The 26,075-nt window shown below is 42.4% G+C and carries 24 protein-coding genes; 13 read left to right on the top strand and 11 right to left on the bottom strand.

Annotated features, from left to right (window positions below):
* The first annotated feature begins 85 nt into the window (after nt 1–85).
* The 5 genes from AB685_RS15280 (at nt 86) to AB685_RS15260 (ending at nt 8,719) form a co-directional block, all read left to right on the top strand.
* A complete protein-coding gene (locus AB685_RS15280; RefSeq protein WP_047971470.1) occupies nt 86–3,235 on the top strand; it encodes a DEAD/DEAH box helicase in 3,150 nt (1,049 codons plus the stop codon).
* Nucleotides 3,204–3,980, top strand: coding sequence for a DUF2161 family putative PD-(D/E)XK-type phosphodiesterase (locus AB685_RS15275; protein WP_347230871.1), 777 nt, complete (start codon nt 3,204–3,206; stop codon nt 3,978–3,980). Before AB685_RS15280 ends, AB685_RS15275 begins: the two co-directional genes overlap by 32 nt.
* 218 nt (nt 3,981–4,198) lie before the next feature.
* Nucleotides 4,199–4,825, top strand: a complete 627-nt coding sequence (locus tag AB685_RS15270; protein ID WP_047971468.1) for a metal-dependent hydrolase — start codon at nt 4,199–4,201, stop codon at nt 4,823–4,825.
* 169 nt (nt 4,826–4,994) lie between these two features.
* Entirely contained in the window at nt 4,995–7,811 is a 2,817-nt protein-coding gene (locus tag AB685_RS15265) for a response regulator (protein ID WP_241773307.1), read from the top strand.
* Between the two features lie 89 nt (nt 7,812–7,900).
* Complete coding sequence (locus AB685_RS15260; RefSeq protein WP_047971467.1) at nt 7,901–8,719, top strand: protein-glutamate O-methyltransferase CheR; 819 nt, start codon at nt 7,901–7,903, stop codon at nt 8,717–8,719.
* Nucleotides 8,720–8,755: 36 nt separating this feature from the next.
* On the opposite strand, the gene AB685_RS15255 is transcribed toward AB685_RS15260, so the two are convergent.
* On the bottom strand, nt 8,756–9,898 hold the full coding sequence (locus tag AB685_RS15255; RefSeq protein ID WP_047971466.1) for a fused response regulator/phosphatase: 1,143 nt from the start codon (nt 9,896–9,898) through the stop codon (nt 8,756–8,758).
* A gap of 253 nt (nt 9,899–10,151) precedes the next feature.
* Here AB685_RS15255 and AB685_RS15250 point away from each other — a divergent pair, with 253 nt between their 5' ends.
* The 3 genes from AB685_RS15250 to nhaC all read left to right on the top strand — a co-directional run bounded on the left by AB685_RS15250 (nt 10,152) and on the right by nhaC (nt 14,472).
* Nucleotides 10,152–10,898 (top strand): YqcI/YcgG family protein, encoded by a 747-nt coding sequence (locus AB685_RS15250; RefSeq protein WP_047971465.1) that lies wholly within the window; start codon nt 10,152–10,154, stop codon nt 10,896–10,898.
* 635 nt (nt 10,899–11,533) lie between these two features.
* Nucleotides 11,534–12,664 (top strand): HAMP domain-containing sensor histidine kinase, encoded by a 1,131-nt coding sequence (locus tag AB685_RS15240; RefSeq protein ID WP_047971463.1) that lies wholly within the window; start codon nt 11,534–11,536, stop codon nt 12,662–12,664.
* Nucleotides 12,665–13,068: 404 nt separating this feature from the next.
* Nucleotides 13,069–14,472, top strand: a complete 1,404-nt coding sequence (gene nhaC, locus AB685_RS15235) for a Na+/H+ antiporter NhaC (protein WP_053073858.1) — start codon at nt 13,069–13,071, stop codon at nt 14,470–14,472.
* A 65-nt stretch (nt 14,473–14,537) separates the two neighbouring features.
* Here the strand turns inward: nhaC and AB685_RS15230 are convergent, their stop codons facing one another.
* On the bottom strand, nt 14,538–16,046 hold the full coding sequence (locus AB685_RS15230; protein ID WP_047971462.1) for a gluconokinase: 1,509 nt from the start codon (nt 16,044–16,046) through the stop codon (nt 14,538–14,540).
* Nucleotides 16,047–16,583: 537 nt separating this feature from the next.
* Between AB685_RS15230 and AB685_RS15225 the strand changes: the two genes are divergently transcribed.
* Nucleotides 16,584–17,114, top strand: coding sequence for a DoxX family protein (locus tag AB685_RS15225; protein ID WP_047971461.1), 531 nt, complete (start codon nt 16,584–16,586; stop codon nt 17,112–17,114).
* A gap of 460 nt (nt 17,115–17,574) precedes the next feature.
* The gene (locus AB685_RS15220) at nt 17,575–17,760 is read left to right on the top strand and encodes a hypothetical protein (protein ID WP_047971460.1); all 186 of its coding nucleotides are present in this window, start codon (nt 17,575–17,577) and stop codon (nt 17,758–17,760) included.
* A 289-nt stretch (nt 17,761–18,049) separates the two neighbouring features.
* On the opposite strand, the gene AB685_RS15215 is transcribed toward AB685_RS15220, so the two are convergent.
* The 5 genes from AB685_RS15215 to AB685_RS15200 form a co-directional block, all read right to left on the bottom strand.
* Complete coding sequence (locus tag AB685_RS15215; protein WP_047971459.1) at nt 18,050–18,247, bottom strand: YfhD family protein; 198 nt, start codon at nt 18,245–18,247, stop codon at nt 18,050–18,052.
* 306 nt (nt 18,248–18,553) lie between these two features.
* Nucleotides 18,554–18,673, bottom strand: coding sequence for a YfhE family protein (locus AB685_RS30405; RefSeq protein WP_082153654.1), 120 nt, complete (start codon nt 18,671–18,673; stop codon nt 18,554–18,556).
* A gap of 194 nt (nt 18,674–18,867) precedes the next feature.
* Nucleotides 18,868–19,431, bottom strand: a complete 564-nt coding sequence (locus AB685_RS15210) for a GNAT family protein (RefSeq protein WP_047971458.1) — start codon at nt 19,429–19,431, stop codon at nt 18,868–18,870.
* A gap of 235 nt (nt 19,432–19,666) precedes the next feature.
* The gene (locus tag AB685_RS15205; protein WP_047971457.1) at nt 19,667–20,794 is read right to left on the bottom strand and encodes an amidohydrolase; all 1,128 of its coding nucleotides are present in this window, start codon (nt 20,792–20,794) and stop codon (nt 19,667–19,669) included.
* Between the two features lie 23 nt (nt 20,795–20,817).
* Nucleotides 20,818–21,729, bottom strand: coding sequence for a TIGR01777 family oxidoreductase (locus AB685_RS15200; RefSeq protein WP_047971456.1), 912 nt, complete (start codon nt 21,727–21,729; stop codon nt 20,818–20,820).
* 109 nt (nt 21,730–21,838) lie between these two features.
* Between AB685_RS15200 and recX the strand changes: the two genes are divergently transcribed.
* Nucleotides 21,839–22,633 (top strand): recombination regulator RecX, encoded by a 795-nt coding sequence (gene recX, locus AB685_RS15195; RefSeq protein ID WP_047971455.1) that lies wholly within the window; start codon nt 21,839–21,841, stop codon nt 22,631–22,633.
* Between the two features lie 267 nt (nt 22,634–22,900).
* Here the strand turns inward: recX and AB685_RS15190 are convergent, their stop codons facing one another.
* A complete protein-coding gene (locus AB685_RS15190; RefSeq protein WP_047971454.1) occupies nt 22,901–23,560 on the bottom strand; it encodes an SDR family oxidoreductase in 660 nt (219 codons plus the stop codon).
* A gap of 85 nt (nt 23,561–23,645) precedes the next feature.
* Here AB685_RS15190 and AB685_RS15185 point away from each other — a divergent pair, with 85 nt between their 5' ends.
* Nucleotides 23,646–23,990 (top strand): YfhH family protein, encoded by a 345-nt coding sequence (locus AB685_RS15185; RefSeq protein WP_277814290.1) that lies wholly within the window; start codon nt 23,646–23,648, stop codon nt 23,988–23,990.
* 202 nt (nt 23,991–24,192) lie between these two features.
* On the opposite strand, the gene AB685_RS30400 is transcribed toward AB685_RS15185, so the two are convergent.
* Together AB685_RS30400 and AB685_RS15180 are read right to left on the bottom strand one after the other, a co-directional pair.
* Nucleotides 24,193–24,363: a YpzG family protein gene (locus tag AB685_RS30400; RefSeq protein ID WP_010198993.1), complete on the bottom strand. Its 171-nt coding sequence runs from the start codon at nt 24,361–24,363 to the stop codon at nt 24,193–24,195.
* Nucleotides 24,364–24,399: 36 nt separating this feature from the next.
* A complete protein-coding gene (locus tag AB685_RS15180; RefSeq protein ID WP_010198995.1) occupies nt 24,400–24,564 on the bottom strand; it encodes a small, acid-soluble spore protein K in 165 nt (54 codons plus the stop codon).
* Nucleotides 24,565–24,723: 159 nt separating this feature from the next.
* On the opposite strand from AB685_RS15180, the gene AB685_RS15175 reads away from it, so the two are divergent.
* Entirely contained in the window at nt 24,724–24,993 is a 270-nt protein-coding gene (locus AB685_RS15175) for a YfhJ family protein (protein ID WP_047971453.1), read from the top strand.
* A 33-nt stretch (nt 24,994–25,026) separates the two neighbouring features.
* Here the strand turns inward: AB685_RS15175 and AB685_RS15170 are convergent, their stop codons facing one another.
* A complete protein-coding gene (locus AB685_RS15170) occupies nt 25,027–26,013 on the bottom strand; it encodes a metal-dependent hydrolase (RefSeq protein ID WP_047971452.1) in 987 nt (328 codons plus the stop codon).
* Between the last annotated feature and the right edge of the window lie 62 nt (nt 26,014–26,075).

Genomic DNA, 26,075 nt, shown 5'->3' with positions numbered 1-26,075 from the left:
CAGTCTATGAAGCTGTGCTTTTTAGTTGTGTGATACAATCATAATTATGAGTAAGAAATCCAACCCTCAAAAAGGAGAAGCAACCATGAACATAAAAGTTAACCCGAAGATCATCCAAGAGCTATGTGGTTCCATCTCCTTTAAAAGAGGGGAGGCTTTTCGTCGTGCGGACAAAATAAAGGTAGAGGAATATACGGATGAAAAATGTGAGGCTATTGTATCCACGACTGAGGATTTCCGAGTTGTAATTAAGGCGGATGGTGGTGGAGGTTTTCATGCAAGTTGCACCTGTCCAGAACTTGCTTCTGTAAAAAAAGAATGCCAGCATATCGCAGCGGTCCTTTTAACGATCCATAACAGCAAGCAATATGAGACAGCGGGGCATGCATTATCAGATGAAGTGTTCCGTCTATTCCAACCTAATACGAAGCGAACAAGTGGTCATCAGCTTCATTTTGAAAAAAGGAAAGTCCTAGATTTGACGTTTATTATCAAACCCGTATCAATAGATGATGTTAATCAGGTTCTAGGCATAGAACTTATGCTGAATCAGACGGTTGTAGGAGAGATCCGTGAGCTATTGAATGCTGTGAAGAACGGGTTATCAAGCACCCTGTTCAACCCGGCTATTCATTGTTTTAAAAAGGAAGATGATATTGTCATTCAAAGTCTGATTGACATTCTCTATGATGAAAAAGTTTATATGGAAGAAGTGGCAGTACAGCCTCACGAACTAATCATTCCTCCTTCCTCATTTAGCAAAGTTGCATCGCTTTTAAAACATGCACCAGATGTAAAACTCCTCTATGGAGGAAGTGCATACGATGGCTTTAAGGTGTTAAAAGAGCCGCTGTCACTTCATTTTTCTTTTACAGAAGAGGGGGATAAGGGATTTGTATTGAAGGTGAATGGGCTCAATAGCATGCTGGTCTTTCCAGCCTACAACTCAGTGCTCATAGCCGGAAAAATGATAGCCTTGGACATTGATGACTGCAGACGTCTGGGTGAATTGAAAAGAATGATGGATGCATCAAGGACAAACTACATCCCTATTGCCGCCAATCAGGTACAGATGTTTGTTGATAAAGTGGTCCCAGGCTTAAGGAAGCTCGGAAAAGTGGACCTAGATGAATCGGTTACCAAGAGGTTTGCCAAGACACCATTGGTTGCCAAGCTCTACTTGGACAGGGTGAAAAACCGTCTGCTAGCGAGTGTGGAATTTCATTATGAACAGATGGTCATCAACCCATTGGACCCAAAAGAACAACGAATGAACACGATGATTATCCGCGACAGGGATAAGGAAGAGATCATCCTTCAGTTAATGGAGGACAGTGAATTCGGAAGCACGGAAGAAGGCTATTTTCTGCACAATGAAGAGAGGGAATACGAGTTCCTTTATCACACACTTCCAAAGCTGCAACGGTTTGTGCAAGTGTACGCAACCACCGCAGTTAGAAATCGAATCTTCCGGGAGAATGCCAAGCCGCAAATCCGTGTCAGAGTGAAAAAGGAACGGACAAATTGGTTGGAATTCAAGTTTGAACTTGATGGCATCCCGGAATCCCAGATCAGAGAGCTCTTAAGCGCTATCGAGGAAAAACGAAAATATTTCCGCCTGAGAAATGGATCGCTGCTTTCATTGGAAACGAGGGAGTTTGAGGAAATTCAACGCTTTTTGGAGGCCAATCCCGTACAGAACGAGGATCTTGAAGAGGGCTTGAATGTTCCTTTGATACGCGGCTTCAAGATGATGGATTCAGTTCGAAATGACAATGTGTTTTCATTGGAAGATTCCTTCCGTCAATTCCTTGAGGAAATACGTAATCCCAGCGAAGAAAATATCATTGTACCTTCAGAACTGGATGGTGTTTTGCGAGATTATCAAAAACAAGGGTTTAGATGGATGAAAACTCTTGCCCATTATGGCTTTGGTGGAATTCTGGCAGATGATATGGGCCTTGGAAAAACCCTGCAGAGTATTGCTTATATCCAGTCGGAGCTAGAAGGTATCAGACACAAAAAGAGTCCTGTGCTGGTCGTTTGCCCTTCTTCCTTGACCTACAACTGGTTGAGCGAGTTGTTGAAATTTACACCGGGGATTAAGGCGTTGATTGTCGATGGTTCGCGAAAAGAGCGAGAGCATGCCCTTGCACAGTTAAAGGAAGTGGATGTGGTCATCACCTCGTATCCTTTGTTGCGCCGTGATATCAATACCTTTGCTTCACAAGTTTTCCATACGATATTCTTTGATGAGGCACAGGCTTTCAAGAATCCAATCACCCAGACGGCCCGTGCAGTAAAAAGATTGGAATCAGACTATAAGTTTGCCTTGACCGGTACACCTGTCGAGAACTCCTTGGAGGAGCTTTGGTCTATTTATCATGTGGTCTTTCCGGAACTGTTTATGGGATTAAAGGAATACAGCAATCTTACCCGTAAAACCATAGCACGGCGGATCCGTCCGTTTCTGCTCCGGAGGATCAAGGAGGATGTGCTGGCGGAGTTGCCAAGAAAACTGGAAAGCCTGGAGTCTGTGGAACTCTTGCCTGAGCAGAAGAAGCTGTATGCGGCCTATCTTGCCAAGCTTCGTCATGATACGTTGAAGCATTTGAACAAGGATACGTTGAGAAAAAACAAAATCCGGATACTGGCTGGATTGACAAGGCTTCGCCAAATCTGCTGCCATCCAACCCTTTTTATTGATGGCTATAAGGGGAGCTCTGCAAAGTTTGAGTTGCTTTTGCAATTGATAGAAGAATCTCAAAGGTCAGGAAGAAGGGTACTGATATTTTCCCAGTTCACAAAAATGCTGGAGCTGATTGGTAGGGAACTTGCCTATCAGGGATTGCCCTATTTTTACCTGGATGGACAGACTCCATCGGAAGAAAGGGTGTTGCGCTGCGAACGATTCAATTCGGGAGAGCGAGATTTCTTTTTGATTTCGTTGAAAGCAGGAGGGACTGGTCTTAACTTGACTGGGGCGGATACCGTCATTCTCTATGATCTTTGGTGGAATCCGGCAGTGGAAGAACAGGCAGCAGACCGCGCGCACCGGATGGGGCAGACGCAGACGGTTCAGGTGATCAAGCTAGTAGCTCGTGGTACAATTGAGGAGAAAATGAACGAATTGCAAGATAAAAAGAGACATTTGATAGAGGAAATAATAGACCCTGATGAAAAAGTGTCGACCGCATTGACGGATGAGGATATTCGGGAGATTCTTTCCATTTAGGTTAGGTTGGTGTATTTATATGGAAGAAAAGAAAAAAATGTATGAAGTAGACCTTTATAAGCCGATCCAGAAGTATTTTATCAAGGAGGGATATGAGGTTTACGGAGAAGTGAACGACTGTGATATCGCGATGGTGAAGGGGGACGCCGTGGTAGTGGTGGAGCTGAAGCTGACACTGAATGTGCAGCTCCTCATTCAGGCAACAAAACGGCAGAAGCTAACGGACCTTGTGTATATTGCAATCCCAAAGCCATCCTTCAGCAGGCGCTCAAAGCGTTGGACGGATCTGTGCCATCTGATCAAGCGACTTGAGTTGGGCTTGATTGTGGTGTCATTCAGCGGGAACCGTAAGCGCGTGGAGGTTATGTTCGACCCTGTACCGTTTGATAGGGTAAGGAGCATGCGCCAGAATAAGCGGAAGCGTGACGCGTTGATGAAGGAGATAGAAGGTCGCTCCTCCGATGTCAATCTCGGCGGCAGTAACCGCGTGAAGATCAGGACAGCCTATAAGGAAAATTGTGTCCAGATTGCGTGCTACCTGGAGAAACTCGGCCCTTTATCACCAAAGACTCTACGGGATCTTGGAACCGGTGAGAAGACCTCTTCCATTTTGACTAAGAACTATTACCGGTGGTTCGACCGGGTGAAACGCGGTACATATGTGATCAGTGAGAAGGGGAAGAAGGAGCTTTGTGATCATCCGGAGCTTGTCGAATACTTTTTGAAGAAAATGGAGTGGATATGAGGCTATTCTACACCTTTTCGGGTGGTGGGAGAGCCTTTTTTGATTTTCGGGTAGGTTGAATGGAGTTTAGGTGGATATGTCACCCCACACACAATCAGGACTTTTGCCCCTGAACAGAACAAATGTTTTCCTGTAAAATAGCTGAAATGTGATAGTGGTTTACATAGATTCGTAAAATCAGATACTCCAACAATACAAACTTAAGAGGTGAACACAACATGAATGGTACTGCACACGCAGCAATAGGGGCTGCCACTGGATTTGCCGTGGCAAACACATTGCAGACGACACCAACTACTACCCTAATCTTAGTTAGCCTGGGAACTGTATCTGGCCTTGTGCCAGACCTTGATATTGACGGGAAACTCCGTGGACGTCTTACGTTATCCCACACACTCACAAGAACAATTGCTCAAATAATAGGAACGATGATGATCCTTTACAGTTTATACGAAGGAACGTTGGAGGAAAAATTACGAGGAGCGGGAATTGGAATCCTTATGATTATTATATCTTCCTTTATCAAGCAAAGGCATATGCTGACCATCACCGGAGCAGGGGTTATTCTTGGAGGGGTGTCCCTGCAGGAAACGTGGATGATTTTATTCGGTGTCTATGTCATAGTGGCATCCTTGGTTTCCCACAGGAGTTATACTCATTCCTTCATAGGAGTACTTTTCTTTGGGTACATAGCTTTGAAGCTAGAACACTCTTTATCTATTGATGGTGTGTTCTATACATGCCTTCTTGCTTATATTAGTCATTTGATAGCTGATATAAAACTACTGCCTTTCAATAAAAGAGGAATCAAGCTGTTCCTCCCCATCTCGTCAAAGGAAATCTAGTGAAAACGCCGGTTTCTCATCTTCTTGTATGAAGGGAGGCCCGGCATTTTTTCTTTTTTCTGTCTGTATGAAAAATACTTCCCTAAAAAGTATCCACACTCGACCTTACTTTCCTCTTACTGGTATAATAAAAATAGATATTTATGCGCGTTTTCAGCATCAAAAAACAATGAAAGTGGGAGTTGCGGTGAGCTTTAAAAAGAAACAATTTGTCGGATTAGGAATTACGGTATTTTTTCTCGTATTGCTATTATCTGTAATTTTATTTATGACCAATTCCATGAAGACAAATATGCTAGAAATTGTAGAGGACAGGTATTTCAAGGTTAATAAAGCGACTGATATCAGGCAGTTGTTCTATGAAACGGACAGGCAGCTGTTGTTTGTCATCAATAGAGACGAGACAGAAAATATAGAAGCTAACCTCACTAATATAGGGGAAAACAAGGAAACTGCGCGAAACAACATTGTTGAATTGGAAGCAGTCTTAGATAGAAATGATACGAAAGTGCTATTGAGCAGAATCCAGGAAGGCTACAACTCTTACTGGAATTTGGAACAGGAGATCATTTCCGAAATAAGCCAGGGTGCAAGCAACAATGAATTGCAAAGAATCTATGCTTCTCAACAAGATACGAGGGCAGAGCTTTTGGCGAATATATCGGACTTTAAAGTATTGCAGGAGAATTTGATGGATGGAACGTTGGAAGAAGCCAACCAAACCTATCAAACTCTTGTTGTCATTATGATAGCAGCCGTTATTTTATCACTAATAGTCATTGTCATAACGACTCTATGGGTGATAAGAAGTACCAATATGCGCCTTGATGAAGTGAAGAATGGTATAAAGGGCATTAATTACGATGACCTTTCCGACCTTCCGAGGTTAAGTACAGATATAAAAGATGAAATAGGAGAAATTTCCACTGCCTTTAATACGATGGCCTCATCCATTGAAACCTATCACGTGAAGGAAAAGCAGTTTACTGAGGAGATTGGCAGACAGAATTGGGTACAAACGAACTCTGCTGATATAATCAACCTCTACCATCGCAATGTATCCACCGATTCACTGGCTGAAAAGTTCATTGCCACGCTGACTCCTTTAATGGATGCAAAGCTTGGGGCTTTCTATCTGCTAGATGGAGAAGGGAAAGGGGCGACTTTCAAAAAGGTTGCCACCTATGCAGATGGAGCGGAAGATGTTGGAGGAGAAGCGTATAAGCTCCGTGAAGGCCTTGTTGGACAATGTGCGTGGGATAAGAAAGCGATTCTTCTAGAAGAAGTGTCAGAAAACTATTCCGTTGTAACCACGGGATTAGGACATATCAAACCAAAGAGCATTATCATTGCTCCTGTGATCATTAAAGATGAAGTCATTGCTGTCATTGAAATGGCGACACTGACAGAATTCACAAAAACGCATCGACAACTCTTGAATAAAGTATTGGAGACGCTTGGTATTGCAATTACGAACATTCTGGGAAGAATGGAAGTGGAGCGTCTACTATTAGAATCTCAAGCGCAAACGGAAGAGTTGCAGTCTCAATCAGAGGAACTGCAGGCCCAATCGGAAGAACTTCAAACTCAATCAGAAGAACTGCGCATGATCAACGAACAGCTTGAGGAGCGCTCGCGTGATGCGGAGCAGAAATCAGCCGATCTTCAGAAAGCGAAGACCGAACTTGAGGAAAAGGCGAAGCAGCTTCAACTTAGCTCCAAGTACAAATCGGAATTCCTTGCGAATATGTCCCATGAATTGAGAACACCGCTTAACAGTATTCTACTACTATCGGAAATGCTGGCTGAAGATCCAGAAGACCAATTAACTAATGAACAAAGGGAGTTCTCCCGTGTAATTAATTCTTCTGGTCAGGATCTGCTGAATTTAATCAATGATATTTTGGATCTTTCGAAAGTGGAAGTGAAAAAGCTGGAAGTGATGTTTGGGGAAGTGAATGTAGAGGAGTTCATCAACCGTTTGGAACTTCAATTCACCCATATCGCCAAGCATAAGAAACTGGATTATGAGATTGTTCGCGGCAGTCAGCTGCCTGATGTATTTTTCACAGATGAACAGCGTCTCCAGCAAATAGTAAAGAACCTGTTATCTAATGCCTTCAAGTTTACGGAAAAAGGAAAAGTTTCTGTAAAGATTGAACAGGCTGCAAAAAGAGACCTTCTAAAAGCCAATGTGTCTATAAAAGCAGAAGGCTGGTTAAAAATATCAGTGGAAGATACTGGAATAGGTATCTCCAGAGACAAGCAATCCTTGATCTTTGAAGCCTTCCATCAAGGAGATGGGGCGACAATGAGAAAGTATGGTGGAACTGGCCTAGGGCTTTCCATCTCCAAGGAATTCTCGAATCTGTTGGGTGGAAGTGTGTTTGTAGAAAGTGAAGAAGGTGAAGGCAGTGTGTTCACTTTACTGATACCTAGTCTGCCGGAAGGGATGCCTCAACTGAAAGAAGTCGAGGCAGCTTGGCAAGAAGTTGCATCAACTTCAGAGACAGATTTGATTGAGGAAGAAAACATGGTTCTGAACATGGCGGAGAAGAAAGAAGCGGTCCAGCCTGAATTTGTAGAAGAAATTGACATCTCCAATATATTAAAAGGGAAGACAGTTGTGGTAGTTGATGATGACCACCGAAATGTCTACGCCCTTAACAATGCACTGAACAAAGAGGATATGAACATTTTAACTGCAGAGAACGGGTTACAGTGTTTGGATATCCTCCATGAAAACGAGCATGTCGATATTATTCTTATGGATATAATGATGCCTGTCATGGATGGATACAAAGCTATTAAAACGATAAGAAACCTTGAAAAGCATAAAGACGTTCCAATCATTGCCCTAACAGCAAAAGCGATGAAAGGTGATCGTGAGAAATGTCTTGAGGTGGGAGCTTCTGATTATATCAGCAAACCACTTAAATTGGATCAACTTTTATCCGCAATGCGCGTTTGGGTGGCGAAAAATTAGGATATAGACAAAAGGGACGGTTACGGAACGTTTGACGCGAGTAGCCGTTCCTTTTTGTAAGATTTGAGATTTTGGAGGCAAGATGACCAGTGGACAAGCAAGACTTGGAATTAGATTTATTCTTAACAGCAGTTTATCGGCTTTCGGGGTTTGATTTTCGGAAATATATGAAGTCTTCCATAATGAGAAGAGTGGAGAATAGATTAAGGCTCGAAGGATTGAAAAATATCAGTCAGCTGACAGAACAAGTTATTCATCATGAAGTCTTTTTGAAAAAGATACTAGATGACTTTTCCATCAATGTTACGGAAATGTTCCGTGATCCTTCCTTTTTCTTGTCTTTTCGTGAAAAAGTAATTCCCCTTTTGAGGGAAGAGCCGGAAATTCGAGTGTGGCACGCTGGTTGCTCTTCTGGAGAGGAAGCCTATTCAATGGCCATTCTTTTAGAAGAAGAGGGATTGGCCCATAAGTCAAAAATCTATGCAACAGATATGAACGAGAAGATTCTGGAGAAAGCAGAGAGTGGAATTATTCCTCTTTCCAAAATGAAAACCTACACGAAGAATTATATGCAAGCCGGCGGGAAAACAGCCTTTTCGGAGTATTATCATTCCGATCATCAGTTTGCTTATATCAATGAAGAATTGTTAAGTAGAATTGTGTTTGCACAGCATAATCTGGTGACAGACCGTTCCTTTAATGAATTTCATATCATTGTTTGTCGAAATGTATTAATCTATTTCAACCTGGAATTGCAACATAACGTGATTGAATTATTTCAGGAGAGTCTCGGAGTTAAGGGGTTTCTTGGCCTTGGCAGTAAGGAGGCGTTGCGTCTTGATGCACATCCGGGATTTGAGGAATTTGATTTATATGATAAGATTTATCGAAAAAAAGCGGAAAGCTAGGGATTTATCCTGGCTCTCCGCTTTTTCTAGTTGTCATCATCTTGCTTGTATGAGGACGACGCACATATCATCTGAAGCTTCCTTTTGCATATCCTCTGGTAACACGAGATGAATAGGTTCAGGGATGGTTGGGAGATCCCAGAGTTTGGATGCAGACTTGATGAATAGGGGATATTGGTTCATCCCCACCTTCTCCATCGTTTCCACGACTCCGTCGGTATAAAGCATGATCTGAACAGAATCCTCATAGGAAATGGTTGTTTTCTTTATATCCACCTTTTCGAAAAATCCAAGTGCACAAGTTCGGTTGGAAAGCTCCACAACCTCTCCTTCATCCACAAGTGCAAAACCTGCAGGATGACCTGCATTGACGTATTCCAATGTCTTCTCTTCGGTATCTATAACGAGGTAGATGGCAGTGAAATAATATGGAATCTGCTGGTTTCGTAGATTCAACGCATGCATCCAACGGTTTAATTCGCTTATGACAAATTCTGGATCTGAACACCCTCTGATCGAGTCGCGCAGAACCGAAGAAATAAACATGCATACCAAGGAAGCCGAGATACCGTGTCCCATCATATCCAACAGGATGACAGCATACCTCGATTTATCAATTTTATACCAATAATACATATCACCTGCGAGCTTGTATGCAGGTATGTAGGATGCTTTCACAGTGAATCGTTCATCAAAGATCGGTTCGCTCAGAAGGCTGTTCTGGACTTGCTGGGAAAGGTCCAACTGGCTTCTTATTTTTTCCGCCTGCTTCTTATTCTTGTCCTTTTCCTGTTTCAGACGAAGGACAACACGTATGCGAGCAAGCAGTTCAGTTTTATTGATTGGCTTCATCACATAATCCAAGCCACCTGCATCCAGTGCTTCCGCCACTTTATTGGAATCCTCCAGTGCTGTTACAAATATGACAGGTATATCTTTCAGGTGTGGAATAGTCTGAAGCGTACGGCACGCTTCAATCCCATCTATTTCTGGCATCATAATATCCATCAATATAATATCGACGGGCATTCTAGGTGATGAGGGATTATCCGCATTTAAGTATTCAAACAAATCTCTTGCGGAAGTGAAGGATAAATAATCTTTATAACCTGCCCTTTTCAAGATGTTTTCTATGACAAACAAATTGACCTGATTATCATCCACGATTAAAATGCCCATTTCTATTTTTCTCCTCTATGTATATGAAATAGTAAACAATCTTATTGTTAATACCCTATTTAAAAGGGGATAAAACCTAATTTACTGGTTTTTTTAAAAAATATTTATATATAAAATTGTACCTAATAGTGGGGATTTATGCTAATGAAAACTCTTTGTATTTAAAATGGTACAAGCCTCATGTTTTGACGTTAGGAATTAAGGGTATTTTGCTTGTTATGAAGATTAATAATTTCATTGAAGAGGTGATTGCATGGAGACAGCAGTTCGTTCGACGAAGGGAAAGTTGCTGACAAAAGAAGAGATGACAAATCCTGAAATAGTACCTGAATGGGTGATAAATGAATATACGAACTTCCGGCGCGTGGTAACGGATAAGACCTTTCCATGCTACTTTGGAATGAGTGCTGAGAAAAAAGGGGAGCTGCGTTATTCTTATATAACACATGAGAATTGGACCCATCTACCTGATACTTTGCGTGAGTTTAATGCATTGTTTGACGAAGGGAAACCACTAGTTCGTCACGGCCTGTTTCTGTTTGTGGAACCTGAACCGGAGGAAAGGCAAATTCCATACTATCGCGAGTATTTCTGGGACATTCTGCAATTTTTACACATGAAAGATGATAAACCTTGGCCACAGGATTATCCGACAGACCCAGATCACCATTTATGGGCATTCTCCTTTTCAGATGAGCCTTATTTCGTATTCGGGAATGCCCCTGCTTATAAGCAAAGGAAAACAAGGGATCTTGGCAACAGCCTCATTCTAGGCTTCCAACCACGACGCATTTTTGAAGGACTTGAGGGGACATCAAAGGGAGGCGTTATGTCCCGTGAAAAAGTAAGGGAACGAGTGGAAAAATGGGATCAGCTTCCTACCCATCCGAACATAAGCCATTATGGGGATCCTAATCATCGAGAATGGAAACAGTATTTCATTGGAGATGATGTAAAACCGATTGAGGGTAAATGTCCGTTTTCATTTATGAGAAAATAATAGTGAAATTTATTGAGCCTGACTCCATGCTGAACATGCATAGTGGTCAGGTTTTTTTTCGAAAAGTAAGAAAGTATAAAATCCGGTTGATTTCCGTTCCAGGCGCTTCGCTTTCCAGTGGGCGGTCCGGGAGCCTCCTCGGCAAGCCTGCGGGGTCTCCCCTGTCCCTTCCTCCCACAGGAGTCTTCGCGCCTTCCACTCCAATCAACAGGGTGGTTTCAGTCACCGAAAGGATAACCAAAAACTATCTTAATGATATGACTGATTTCTAGCTGTGGATTGGAGCAAATAGCGTAGACTCCTACGGGGGAGTAGCGACAATCTTGAGACCCCGCAACGGAGTGAGGAGGCTCAAGGTCGCCCCGTGGAAAGCGGAGCTATTTGCGGAAAGGAACAGCGGCGGTTAACCAAACAACTAATGATTTTTAGCTTAAAAAGGACCAGGCGGTTTTTCCTGGTTTTTCTTATGGAAACCGGGTAGGGTTAAGGGGAATGATGAGTGAGGGGGGGATAACCCTCCATAGGGAAAATTGCTAACTTCATAGGAAACAAGTTTCATATTATTTTTAATTTTCTGGTATGATAGTAGTAGAAAAACTAACTGCGAAAATACCATGTTGAAGGTGGCTGGCAAAATGGAGGCTTCTGAGAAACTCACGCAATACTTAGAAGAGAATCATGAGCAATTTATTCAGAATTGGAGAAGTAAAAGCGTTATTTCCGAAAATGACATGTACAAAGAAGAAGTGATTCGAAACGGCTGGCAAATGTACCAGCTGGTCAAAAAAGCGATCAAAGAGCCGCTGACCGAAGAAGAAATCGCTTTCCTTGCAAACAAAACAGCACATGAACGGGTGCAGGCGAATGTCAATATTAGTGAATTTGTATATAACGTGAATACCGGTAGAAGTGAAGTCGTTAAGTGGGTATGGAATTCGGGAATATCTAGTAAGGAGCTACAGCCTTTCATAGATCAGATTAATGCACTTTTTGACAAGTTTTCCTATCTGGCAGTCCGAAAGTACACGCAAATTAAAGAGCAGGAGCTAGAAGAAAAGGAATTATACATAAATCAGACTCATAAGGAACGTCTCACGATATTAGGGCAAATGAGCTCAAGCTTTGTCCATGAATTCCGAAATCCTTTAACGTCTGTAATCGGTTTTACGAGACTTTTGCAGAATGAGCTTCCGGATCATCCGTATCTGGAGATCATGCGACATGAACTGGATCAGCTTAATTACCGGATATCACAATTTCTGCATGTTTCCAGAAAGGAATTGATTGAGAGTAAGAGAGAAGAAGTGAATCTGTCTTTCCTGTTGCAGGAGCTGGTGGAGTTCTTATATCCTAGCTTACTGGATGGGGATGTCGTTATCCACCTGGACATTGCACCTTCTATCAATCTGATTGCAAATAAGGATGAACTGAGGCAGGTCTGTTTGAATCTTATTATCAATTCCATAGATGCACTACAGCAAATGGAAGATAAAGCAAGAACAATAGAGGTTGTTTGTGTGGAAAAGGGGAATGTTACAGAGCTTTCGATAACCAATAACGGACCAAAAATTAAGGAAGAATCGATTCATGCCATTTTTGAGCCGTTTTTCACAACGAAAGATTTGGGGACCGGAATCGGCTTGTATATTTGCAAAAAGCTGATTGAAAAGCATGATGGTGAAATCTTTTGTAAATCTGATGAAAAGAGCACAAGTTTTATAATCAGAATGCCTATAAAACCAATAGAACAAGCGAAATCCTCTTAAGCTGATGAGCTGGGGATTTTTTTAGTTGACAATCGTTCAATTATATTATATCTTATAAACAATACTTTAACACCTAAAAGCGTTTAAGCGTTTAAGTGTGTTAGCGGAATTAATTTGTCTAGCAGAGTGGAGCTTAGTAAATAAATAGGTTGATAGCTTTGTATGAAGTAGTCGTCGCTTTTGCAGCAGGAAGAGACTGGGTGGTTGGTGAAAATCCAGGCAGAGCGTAGGGTGAAGTACAGTACATATCTTTATGCTATCTTTTTAGATGAGTGGGCAAAATTTCAATTTTGCCAATTAGGGTGGTACCGCGGAGCTTCTTCGTCCCTTGATTTAGGGATGAAGAGGCTTTTTTGGTGCAAATTATTAACAAAAAAGCACAATTAACTTTTGGAGGGAACATCATGGAGCAGCGAATGCAAAATGAAAAAATACACATCAGCGGAATTGCGGCTCTAGGCTTGGTTATCAGCATTATCGCTATTATCTCAATTTCATTATTTATTTTTAAAGCAGAACCTCATATTCCAATCTTTGCGAGTATCGTAATATTAATAACATTTTCACTTGCAAAAAGGCAATCGTGGGATTTTATTGAAACGGGTTTGAAAAACGGTCTGAAAGAAGGACTTACTCCAATCTTACTATTTATTTTAATTGGTATTTTGATTGGGGTCTGGATGCTGTCTGGGACAATTCCGACTTTCATCTATTACGGAGGGCAGCTTATCTCAGCCCAGTTATTCCTCCCGAGCGTATTTATCATCACAGCGGTTATCGGGATTAGTATAGGAAGCTCATTTACCACTACCGCAACAGTTGGAGTGGCTTTTATTGCTCTAGGGACAGGGATGGGCTTCAATCCGGCGATTGTGGCAGGAGCAATTATTTCGGGGGCGCTCTTGGGTGATAAGATGTCACCACTTTCGGATACAACCAATATAGCATCGGCAGTCTGTAAAGTGGACCTGTTTGAACATATCCGCCATATGCTATGGACAACCATCCCGGCAGCTATAATCTGCCTTGTTGTATTCAGTTTTATGAGCAATGGAGCCAATAGCGGATCATCTGTTGGGGAATTTGCTGATTTGCCAGCAGTGTTGAAAGCGGAAGGCTTGGTGAGCATCTGGGCCTTGCTACCTGCCGTTGTCATGTTCGTTGTGGCGTTGAAGCGTGTACCGGCAATCTTTGTCATGATGGTCGGAATTATTACGGGAGCTGTGATGGCCTTTATCCTTCAACCCGGAATAAACGTAGCACAGCTGATGGATGTCATGCAAAACGGCTACATCGGGGAAACAGGAGATGAAGCGATGGACAGCATTTTGTCTAAAGGTGGCATTCAAAGCATGATGTGGTCGGTGTCCCTTGTCTTATTGACGTTAAGCATGGGAGGATTGATTCAGCAGCTACGTGTGATGGAACGACTGCTTGAAATGGTACAGAAATTCATATCTACTACAGGGAAGCTTATTTTGGCGACTGTCGTCACTGCTATAGGGGTAAATGTGACAGTTGGGGAGCAGTACATGTCCATCATCTTAACAGGACAGGCTTTTGAAAAGGAATATGAAAAACAGGGTATCGCCTCCAAAAACTTGGCTAGGGTGTTGGAGGACGCAGGTACGGTCATCAATCCATTGATTCCATATGGGGTGAGTGGTGTATTCATGGCAGGGGTGCTTGGTGTGCCGGTATTGGATTACTTGCCGTTCGCCTTGTTCTGCTTGGTCAGCCCGTTACTGAGTCTTTTCTATGGATTTACAGGGATTAGTATCAAGAAGAGAGAGCGAGTAGAAGGATAAATTTGAATAGTGGAAGTGGAGAAAAAAGAGCTTGAAGCGCCTTAATGTTTTCAAGCTCTTTCACATTAGTACTGCAAACGGTCCATATCCGCAAACAGTGGCTTATTTTTATTATAAAGCTCCCGGTAGATGTGGTAGTATTCTTCGTACCTTACTACATTCCGAACAGTTGGCAGTATCTCCTGCCTGATCGGAATATACTGTTTTATATCCTCTATGGACTTCACTTCTCCAAGAGCATAGAGTCCAAGCCATGCTGCACCCCAAGCAGATGTTTGATGACTCTCCGGAAGAATGACTGTTTTGCGGAAAATATCTGCCGTCATCTGCACCCATAAAGGCGATCGTGAATAAACACCACTGACCATCAGTTTTCCTGTAGGACCTGCCGTTTCATTGAGGGCCTCATGAATTTCATACATATTGAAAATGACACTTTCCATGACACTTCGAATCATATCCGCACTCGTATGTGACAGAGTAAGTCCCATCCAGCCTCCCTTTGCTTTGGCATTCCATTTAGGGGCACGTTCCCCGTTTAGATAAGGTAGGAAAAAGAGGCCGTTTGCACCTGCACCTGAAGTGGAGGCTAATGCTTCCAGGTCGGTAACTTCTATTGTTTCTTTTTTGGTCAGTGATGAGAACTGCCTGGCAAGCCAGTGCATCAGGACAACCCCATTATTGGTGGCACCACCTACAATATGGGTTTCTTTTGTGAATGCGTATTGAAAGGTACGTTGCTCATAGTCTGTCTTTTTTTCGGTGGTGAATCTGCGGATTGCCCCGCTTGTACCTATAGTTAAAGCTGTTTCACCCTCGCCGATAGCTCCTACGCCTATGTTGGCGAGCACCCCATCGCTCGACCCGATAATGATAGGCGTTGACGTATGTAACACCAATTCTTTGGCAATATGTTCTGCCAATGGACCAACCTCTTCCGTACAGGGAACTACACTTGAGAGCTGTGTTGCATTAATCCCCGCAATGGCAAGAGCATCCTCCTCCCATTGCAAGGTATGGATATTGAAAAGGCCGGTTGCAGAGGCAATGGAATAATCCACTTGCCAAGACCCGCACCATTTGTATAAAATAAACTCCTTGATAGAAACAAAACGGGTTGCTTCATAATACTGCGTGTACTGGTTTTCTTTCATCCAGACGAGTTTCACAAAAAGGGACATCGGATGGATAGGTGTGCCGGTTTGTTCATAAATATCCCGCCCATAGGAATCCTTCATGATGGCTGCTTGTGGGTAGCTTCTTCCATCTGCCCAAATAATCATCGGTGAAATTGGTTCGTTGTGATCGTTGATACATATGATACTATGCATGGCAGAGGAGAGGCTAAGTCCGATTATGTCTTTTGCAGCTATGTTTTTTTGGCTGATCGAAGTGGCCACTGCCAAGCGTGCGGCTTTTTCAACCTCCAAAGGATTCTGTTCGGAGTAGTTTGGTTTCGGATGATAGGTGGAGTAGTAACATTCGAACTCTGAAACCACTTGACCTTGTTTATTGAAAAGAATGGACTTGGTTGTGGTGGTACCGATGTCCAATCCGATTATATATTTGCTCATAAATAGCACACTTCGCTTTCTGATTTATATCTCTATTTTAATCGTTGAGGGGAAAGAATATCAATTGACAACGAAAAAATGTGGAAAAAGTCGGAATTATTGCAATATAGGTGCAAAGTAATGTAATTGTCTGTAAATTCTGATTCGAAAGTCATGGTTATTTTAGGTTATCAACAGGTGTTCACCTTGATATATGGGATATACACACATTTATCCACATTATCAACAGGGTGAAGAAGTTCTATCCACATAATATTATTCACAATCAAATTTTATATTTATATTGATATAACGGCGTGCGGACAAGTTATCCACAATATCCACAATGTTGTGAACAACTATTGCTAACATAAATAAATATTGCGAACAATTTGTGAACTCTATTGTAGATAATGGAAAAAGGTTGTATAGTAAGGGTAGAAAGTAAGTGAAATACTTCACAAACTTTCTGGGGGAAAGCTAGCCGGCTAAAACCAATATTTTTTTAATAGTTATTGTGAAAAACTTCACAAACTTATTCGTTAGGAGGAAAAGATCATGAAATGGTTACGTGGACCGAAAATGGCAATCCTTTGGACAGTGTTAAGAATTTGGTTAGGTGTACAATGGCTGAAGGCCGGCTTACCGAAAATAGGAGCTTTTGATGCAGAAGGATTTTTACATGGAGCAATTGCGAAAGCGGAAGGCGCAAACCCTGCAGTCCAAGGTTGGTACGCAGGATTTCTTGAGAATGTAGCTCTTCCAAACGTAGGTTTAATTAACATTCTCATCCCTTGGGGCGAAGTACTGGTAGGAATTGCACTCATTCTTGGCTTAGCAACACTGCCCGCTCTTGTTGGGGCAGCATTTATGAATTTGAACTTCCTGTTGGCCGGAACAGTCAGCACAAACCCGGTACTATATACAGTAGCCATATTGCTGATTGCAGCAGGTGCGGCAGCGACCTTCTATGGGCTGGATCGCTTTGCAATCAGATGGATTAAAGATAGATGGAATGGGCGAAAGATGAGGGGTGCAGGCGGCAACGATGGTGAAACAGTAGACCGTGGACATGCAGCGGCTCATTGAATGGTCTGACTAAAAGTGACGTGTATTGGCTACACGTCACTTTTTTGAAAGGTAAGAAAGTATAAAATTCGGTTGATTTCCGTTCCAGGCGCTTCGCTTTCCACTACAATCAACAAGGTAATTTCATTCACCGAAAGGATGACTAAAAACTTTCTTAAAAGACGACTGGTTTCTAGCTGTGGATAGGAGCAAATAGCTTAGACTCCCACGGGGGAGTAGCGACAATCTTGAGACCCCGCAACGGAGTGAGGAGGCTCAAGGTCGCCCCGTGGAAAGCGGAGCTATTTGCGGAAAGGAACAGCGGGGGTTAACCAAACAACTAATGATTTTTAGCTTAAAAAGGACCAGGCGGTTTTTCCTGGTTTTTCTTAATGAAGTCAATTTGATTAAACAACTTGTTGAAAAAAAGGGGATTATTGGTTGGAGATAGAATAGAGTATTAATAAAGGGGACGAAGATAATGTTCTTTTGTGGAGTAGTCACTCTTGTTGTCGTATCATTTTTAGTGTTCGGTTATTTGTTAGATAGAAAAACGGATCGTTATAAATCCATGTCTGATATGAAAGTGAAGGAAGGCATTGAATCAATTAAGGATGAGGCACAAAGACAAGGGCCAGCTAACATTACTAAGCACTTGGGACCGTGATTCAATGAGGGCATTTATCCACTAGAGATAAGTGCTTTTTTGTTTCATTATCAAAGGCTGTTTTCGTAAAATTTGTTGCTTTTTCGTATTTATAAACCAACCGTTATATTCCTTACTATCGTGCTCTTTTCTTGGCTATACGGGATAGACTGTATGCCTATTTAAGAGTCGATATGCTATAAAAAGTCCAATTGCCGACTTTTTACTGGTAATAGCAACAATCTTTAAGAAAAGAGTTTTATGAAAAGCCGGGCAAGATTAGTTTAATAAAACCCGGCAGTATGGGGAACTATCTAAAGGTATCTTTCTTGCTGTTCCGTTTAATTCCAGCTGCAGATGCGCGAGCTTGTGCCTCTAGGATTTCATTATCAGCATGCTGCTCGTTCGCGAATTCTGCATCTTGTGCAGCTTTTTTCATGTTCTTAGGTACCTGTGGAAGTGATGCTTTGTTTTTACCACGAGAGTGTTGTCCGCGTGAACGACCCATTCGAAACCCTCCTAAGAATATGCGATAGACATAAGGTACAAGCAGTTGGTTCCTTTATGTCTTCTTGAATAGGTTAACCTGTTAGGGAATTTGTAATGTGAGGTAGTTGTTGGAGAGGATGATGAGAGGGGGGATTTGAAATTTTTATTAGGGAGGGTGAATTTTGCCTTTCGTCCGATTAATTTGAAAATTGCCCGAATCCAGGCAGGAATCGCCCGATAGATGAAATCGGCTCGAAAACAGAAGTACCTTCCCCTTAGCGCAAGGGGAGGGTACTGGAACTATCAAGCATATTCCTAATTGGGATTATTTGCGTCTTTCCGTATATCCTCCAACTCGATCAGCCATCTTAAACTCACGAGAATAGGTAACTTCCTGCGTTTTGCTCAATGTTGTCTTCATCTTTTCACGACGCTTTTTATCCATCTGAATTCCCTCCTTAGTATATGTCACTACCAACAGTCTTTGCTATAAGGTGGGAAAATATACTAAAAAGGGGTCTGACCCTCACCACGTTAATGCGTTACCATCCGCCGAGGTGCTTGACCTTACCAGACTACCGCGCCACCACACAAAACTACAAAAAACGCCTGCCCCACAAAGGGGGCAGGCGCAATTTCTTATGCTTCTTTCAGCTGATGTTCTTCGTGTAGAACTTCGTGGCCGGTACGCAGTTTGTATAGTGTATATTGGTCTTTAGAAATTTCGTATAGGTTATAGATATCTTCTCCGGCATTGATTTCATCAAGCAGGCTTTTGCGTGTCTCATTGGCCAGAACCACATAAGGCAGTTTTTCTGCCGCTTTGGTGGAGCGGACGTTCACTTTGCGGATACGCATGAAGATGGATTGGATATCGAGTTCATAGAATAGTTCCTCGAAGAATTGGTCCTTGGCAGGCTGGTTGTAGCCTTTGCCATGGAATGGTTTGCCGATCCAAGTGCCTAGGAAGCCTGCTCCGTCTTGCACGTCGAAAAGATTGATTGTTCCAATTGGAGTGCCCCACTCATCAAGAATGGTACGTGAAATCAATTCTCCGCGCTCTTCCGATTCGATGGTCTGCTTTGTAAGGAAAAGAAACTCATCGTAGGAATACGCTTTATGACGCACAAAAGGGAAGACTTCGGGGTGCACCATTAACTCATAAAGAGTTTGAGATTCCTGGAAATCACGTTTTTTGAGCATGTCTAACCCTCCAATTGAGGGCAGAACTGTCACGTTCACGTGAAGACTGGCCCACCCTCGAAATTTTTTAAATTACAAAAAATTTCGGGGTGGGAATCGAACCCACTAGAACCAGTTTAACTGGTGGCGCACCATTTGCCTTCCCTAACATTTTAAACACAAATTGTTAGTTGATTTAATTTTGTTTACCTACGTATCATACTCGATTTTATTTAAAAAAGAAACAACTTTTTTGTTAATTTTTTTGGTAAATTATTTCACCCTCAACCATTGTCATGACAGGCTTTGCGAGGAATTGAAAGGGGTGATGAGACCATAGTACCAAGTCTGCATCTTTCCCTGTTTCGATACTCCCGACACGGTCTGAAATATTTAGATTTTTGGCTGCAATCATCGTGATTCCCTCTAGTGCTTTTTGTTCATCCAAACCTTCCCGAACTGCCAAGGCTGCACACACATTCAAGTACTGAACAGGGGTGTATGGATGGTCAGTTGTAATGGACACCTCGACGCCAGCATCGGTCAATGCCTGATAGGTTTTCCAGTTCTTGTTTTTCAGCTCGATTTTCGACTTTCTGGTCATGGTAGGGCCGACACATACTCTCAGGTTGCGATCTTTCAATTCATTGGCGATCAAATGTCCTTCAGTACAATGTTCGATTGTGAACCTCAAATTGAATTCCTCTGCAAACCTAAGTGCAGAAATGATGTCATCCGCCCTGTGAGCATGAATACGTACTGGTATCTTATGTTCGAGCGCCATGACAATTGGTTTAACTCTAAGATTATCGGGATTGTCATAATGCTTTGCCTGATAAAAAGCTTCGCGAAGCATTCCCATAATTCCCATTCGCGTAATGGAATCTTTGTTTCCTTGACTATGAATGCGCTTCGGATTTTCCCCGAATGCGATTTTTAATCCAGCTGTCTCCTGTACGATCATTTTGGAGATATTCACACCATGGGTTTTGATAACTGATGTGGTTCCACCAATAACATTGGCACTGCCAGGCATGATGTGGACTGTGGTCACACCGTATTGAATGGCGTCCTGAAACCCTTGGTCAAAGGGATGAACTCCATCCAAAGCACGTATATGTGGGGTGAGTGGCTCCACTGTTTCATTGGCATCATTGCCAGCCCAGCCTGTTCCTTCATCATATAATCCGAGATGTGTGTGAACATCGATGAATCCAGGAAACAAATTCCTTTCGTTACACTCTACCACTTTCCCGCTTTCGGGAACCGCCAATCCTTTGCCTACCAGTTTTATTTTGCCATTCTCCGTGATTACATCAGCGTTATGGATTGGTGCTGATGTGATGGGGTAGACTGTCGCATTTTTGAACATCACTATACCCATAGAAGACTCCTAATTTTCTGTCATTACTTTGATTGTAATATGTCGGACAGAGCGTCATCAAGATGAGAATAAAAGAATTTATAGCCGTTTTTCTCTAATTTTTCAGGGAGCACCCTTTGACCTTCAAGAACAAGCACACTCATTTCCCCGAGAGCTGCTTTCAAAGCAAACCCAGGTGTAGGGAACCAGTGTGGTCGGCCCATGACCTTGCCAAGTGTTTTACCGAAGTCTTTCATTTGTTTAGGATCAGGAGCAGTAACATTCACCGGACCAATTAAGGATTTATTTTCAATGCTGAACGAAATGGCACCAATGACATCTTTAATATGCACCCATGACATCCATTGTTCCCCAGATCCGATTTTCCCGCCGGCAAACATCTTGTAAGGCAACATCATCCTTGGAAGTGCCCCTTCTTCTTTATCCAAAACAATCCCGAACCTGGTGAAAACAGTTCGAATGCCTTCCGCCTTGGCGTGCTCGGCTTCCTTTTCCCATGCATAAACCGTTGATGCCAGAAAATCCGAGCCAGGTGTTGTATCTTCTTCGGTGAATATCTGGGTGTCTGATGTCCCGTAATAGCCAACTGCACTTGCATTGACCAGCACTTCCGGTTTATTTTTCATGGAAGCCATAATTCTGTTGATTTCCTTTGTCGAGGAAATGCGGCTTTCGACAATCTTTCTTTTCTGTTCTTCTGTCCAGCGTCCGCTATTGATGGATTCACCTGCAAGGTTTACAATTGCATCCACTCCATCCAGGCTGGCTTCCGGTGTAGTAGAATCTTTCAACCATTCTACATAGGTAACATGATCCTTTTCCTTTTTATTCGAACTGTTTCGCGTTAAAATAAAGATGGAATGTCCTTTATCAATCAAATGGTCTGTCAGTGCTTGGCCTACAAGCCCCGTACCGCCTGCAATGGCAATTTTCATCTATATCACCCTCTCTATAGAATATCTTACCTACTTATATTAGTTCTTTTCCCTAAATATCCTTTATTTAATACGAACCAATGTGCTAAGAAATGGAGTGAAAGCAGAAATGAGAAAAATAACGAAAATATCCGTACAGCAAAAAAATAAAGAGCGCTTCAACATTTTTTTGGATGAAGAATATGCATTTGCAGTGTTTGAGGGCACTTTATTAAAATTCCAGCTTGTTAAAGGCAAGGAATTAGACGAACTGGATATAGAAGAAATCGTGTTTAGTGACCAGATCAATAAAGCCTATAATACCGCTGTCCATTATCTTTCGTTCAGAATGAGAACCGCAAAAGAAATAGAGGATTATTTGAAGGAGAAAGAATATGAACCATTTGTCATTAAAGAGATCGTGGTGAAGCTGAGGGAGCAGGGATACTTGAATGACAGTGAATTTGCTATTGCTTTTGTGAGAACGCAGGTGAACACTACATTGAAAGGGCGCGGTGTAATTAAGAGGGAGCTATTAGAGAAAGGTGTGGACAAGGGGGTTATGGAAGAAGCGGTCGAGTCGGAGTTCGGTACTGAAAAGGAGCTTGAACATGCAGTCAAGCTAGTTCACAAGTATGCACCGAAATATAAGAAGGATTCCTTTAAAATAATGATTCAAAAAGTGGAACAGGCATTGATGAGAAAGGGATACTCATTTTCGGTCATTAAGGTGGCAATCGAGGAGGCGGAACTGGAGGTCGATACTTCAGAAGAATGGGAAGCAGTTGTAAAGCAAGCGGAGAAGTATCACCGGAAGTACGCTAAATTGGATCATTATGAGTATAAGATGAAAATGAAGGGTGCCCTTTACCGTAAAGGCTTTTCAATGGATCTAATTGATCGCTGGCTGGAGGAGAATGAGTGAAGGTAGCCTTGTTTTTATTGGCAGGGTAAAAGCAAAGAGGTAGAACTTTGTGGTTAAGAGGTAGAAGTGAGTTCGGGAAATGTAGACGAAAACCTGGGAAATGTAGAAGCGCGCCTGTAAACGGTAGAAGATAAAGATCGAAAGGTAGAATGGCCGAATTTCGGATGATGGCAAGCGGAGAATCGAAAGCTTAATTAAAATGGAACGCCGTTTGGGTAATCGCGGCCCCAAACGGCGTTCGTGTTTCACCTATGCAAAGTTCCCCACTTAAACCTGTACCTCGAGCTCTCCATCCTGGCTGATAATAATCTCAGCCACCTCACGCGGAGATCTCAATCTTGATTTATCTTTAATATGATCGGTTTCATCCCAGAATGGAGTATCCATGCCGCCCATGTATGTGGCTGTAACGAATACTTTGCCTTCGAGTTCCTTTTGCAGGCTTTCCGTAAAACCTCGAACCGCGAACTTGCTTGCAACATAGACACTCTCATTTATTTTGCCTTTTTGCCCCGCAGTAGAAATGATGTTCATGATTTTAGCACTTTTCTTTTTCAACAAATGAGGAAGCAGTTCTTTTGTCAAATAGATAGTACCTAATAAGTTGGTTTGGATGGCTATCTCGATTTCCTCATAGGCCAGCTCTGTCAGCGACCCGAAGCAGCCTGCCCCTGCATTGTTCAATAAAAAAGTAACCTCATGTTCTGCTGTTATTCCTGCTACGGTTTGCTTGACTTCCTCTAGATTACTGACATCCATTTGGTATGTGAATGCTTTACCGCCGGTCGATTGAATTTCTTCTTTTACAGCCTCTAATGGTCCAAACCTTCTACCTGTCAAAATGATTGTGTTACCTTTTTTTGCGTAAGCGAGGGCCAATTCCTTTCCAAGGCCGGTCCCCGCACCTGTAATCAGTATCGTTTGCATTTGTATCACTCTTTTCATAATAGCTTTGGATTGAATTGAAATCGTGCTATTCTTATTTTATATAGATTTTTTAGGGGGAACGCAAGTGGAACAAGATAAGCGCTATAGTCAAATGACCTCATATGAGTTGCATCAGGAAATCGCAACATTAAAAGAAAAGGCGCGTAAGGCGGAACAGCTGGGGATAGTAAATGAATTTGCAGTACTCGAACGCAAGATAACGATGGCCAAAGCATATATGCTGAATCCGGATGATTATAAACCGGGAGACGTTTTGGAGATCGAAGGCGACCCAGGTGTACATTTCAAAATAACCTATATGAATGGTGTTTTCGCTTGGGGACACAGAATTCATGGGGATAATGTCAGCAAGGAAGAGGAAGGTCTGCCGATTTCGATGCTGTTGAAAGAAGAAAGCAAAGAGGTGTGACTCCTCTTTGCTTTTTTTGTTGGTCCGTAAAATTAAAGCTATTACCGGAACCTATGTTGATAGTAGCAAAAGGTGTGTGACTCCTGCGGGAGGAAGGGACATGGGAGACCCCGCAAGGCGAAGCCTGAGGAGGCTCCCGGACCGCCCGCGGAAAGCGAACACCTGCAGCGGAAATCAACAGTCGATAAAATAGCCCCTTAGTCTAAGATCTTTTTCTCGTCTGCACTTCTAAGATCTGGATGTTCTGAGCTTGTTGCGTTTCACCGTTTACTTGGCGGAACGAGTGTTTAGAATGAGCATTCGGCTGCGGAAATGGATGGTCATTTAACGTAAAAGGATTACTGCGTGATGGCTTGTGATTTTGTTTTGCCATGATAACAACCTCCTATTAGTTAGGTGTAAGCCAAGTTTAAAATGTATCTTCTTCTCTAGCGCCAGAAGCTCGCATGCGCTCCTGTGGATGTGTGTTGATGGTCCCGTTTGCGCGTTTCGAAGCATACTCCGACTTTGCACGACCTTCCCCTTCAAACTTGTTGTCATTGGGGTTTGGAAAGTTTCTCGCTTTGTTCCTCATGCGACTCGCCTCCTCGGTAAATAGGTGCCGGTTCGTCAGTGCTGTTATGTTACACTCACGAAGGAATTCAACACCTATCTTTAATATTGGATTTTAGGTACGATTATATGTAATGATAAGAAAAGTGAAATAAACCCAAAACCTAAAGAGGTGTTTTTTATGGAGCAATATTTTGAACGCTTGACTGATCGATTACTTGAAAAGAATCCGGCGTTGACATATGACAAGGCAAGAACCTGGGTGGAATTTTTGTGGGAAGATTTTGAAAGTTCCTATGCAAAGGCAGGGTATAAATATAAGGGGAAGGAATTGACCGAGCGGATGGTAAGCCAGATCATTGACCGTCACGGAGATAGCCTTCATGAATTCTTTTCAAATAACCCTAAATATAAGCATCTTTTAAATGCTGATCAAGATTTGACACATTAAGAAAACCGCTCGCCCATTTGTGGGCGGGCGGTTTTAATCTAGATTTGGAATAATATCCAGTTTTGTCCGCAATTTTTCCTCACTAAAAATCCACCCGGTGTAAGAGCTAATGATATTCAGATCGTGATCTAACTGCACAATTGCAACGAATGGGTAGTAATCTTTACTCCGGTAGCGCAGATCGATAAACCGGACTTCATAATGGTCATCATATTCTTCCATTTCCCAACGGTACACGGGGGAGAAGGATAGGAATGCCGAAACATTGTCGTCGAATTTTGCCGATTCAATAATGGCATTCTCCGGTAACGGAACTTTGTCAAAGGTGTCGTGAATGAAAATTTGATATTTCACGGCTCTTGCCACATAGAAATTCTCTTTCGTTGTAATGGCTAAATGCCATTGATTCCAGTATAAAGTCGGTGATATCAATGTCTGTTTCACTTCAGGTATGATTTCCCGTACTTGCTGCAATACTTTCTGTTGCATTCGGTAACGCAAGACATAATAAGCTATCAAGATGCCGTAAATGGCCAAGAAGGTGAAGCCTGGGTGGAATCCAGCTCCCCATAGAACAAGTCCCACGATATGAAACCCGAATATGACAGGATCAAATGTATTGATAATCCCAAGAGCGACCCATCTTTTTGTAAAAGGACGGAGCGCTTGTGTCCCATAAGCGTTGAAAATGTCGACAAAAACATGAAGGATTACGGCAATGAATGTCCAAATCCATAAGTAAAGAAAGTTAGCTTCCGGTATAAAAAGATATATGGCAGGAGCTATCAAAAGCGGCCATAAGCACACTGCCGGAATGGAATGTGTAATTCCTCTATGGTTTCGTATATAGGTCGCGTTGTTTTTGAATTTCAAAACAGTATCCATGTCTGGAGCTTGTGAACCGATCAGAGCTCCGATCATGATGGCAGTTGCGGTTTCGGGACTGCTTGCAACGTAAGGGTCTATTGTAGCCATGGAACCGAGAGCGATTCCCATCACAACGTGTGTGCCTGTATCCAATGGTCGGCCTCCTTTCCGGTCAGTACTTATCATTATTTCGTTTTCACATACTTTGTTCTGAA

The organism is Bacillus sp. LL01, from assembly GCF_001037965.1.
Note: the sequence above shows the minus strand (reverse complement) of the source record. Positions and strands in the feature narration are given on the sequence as shown.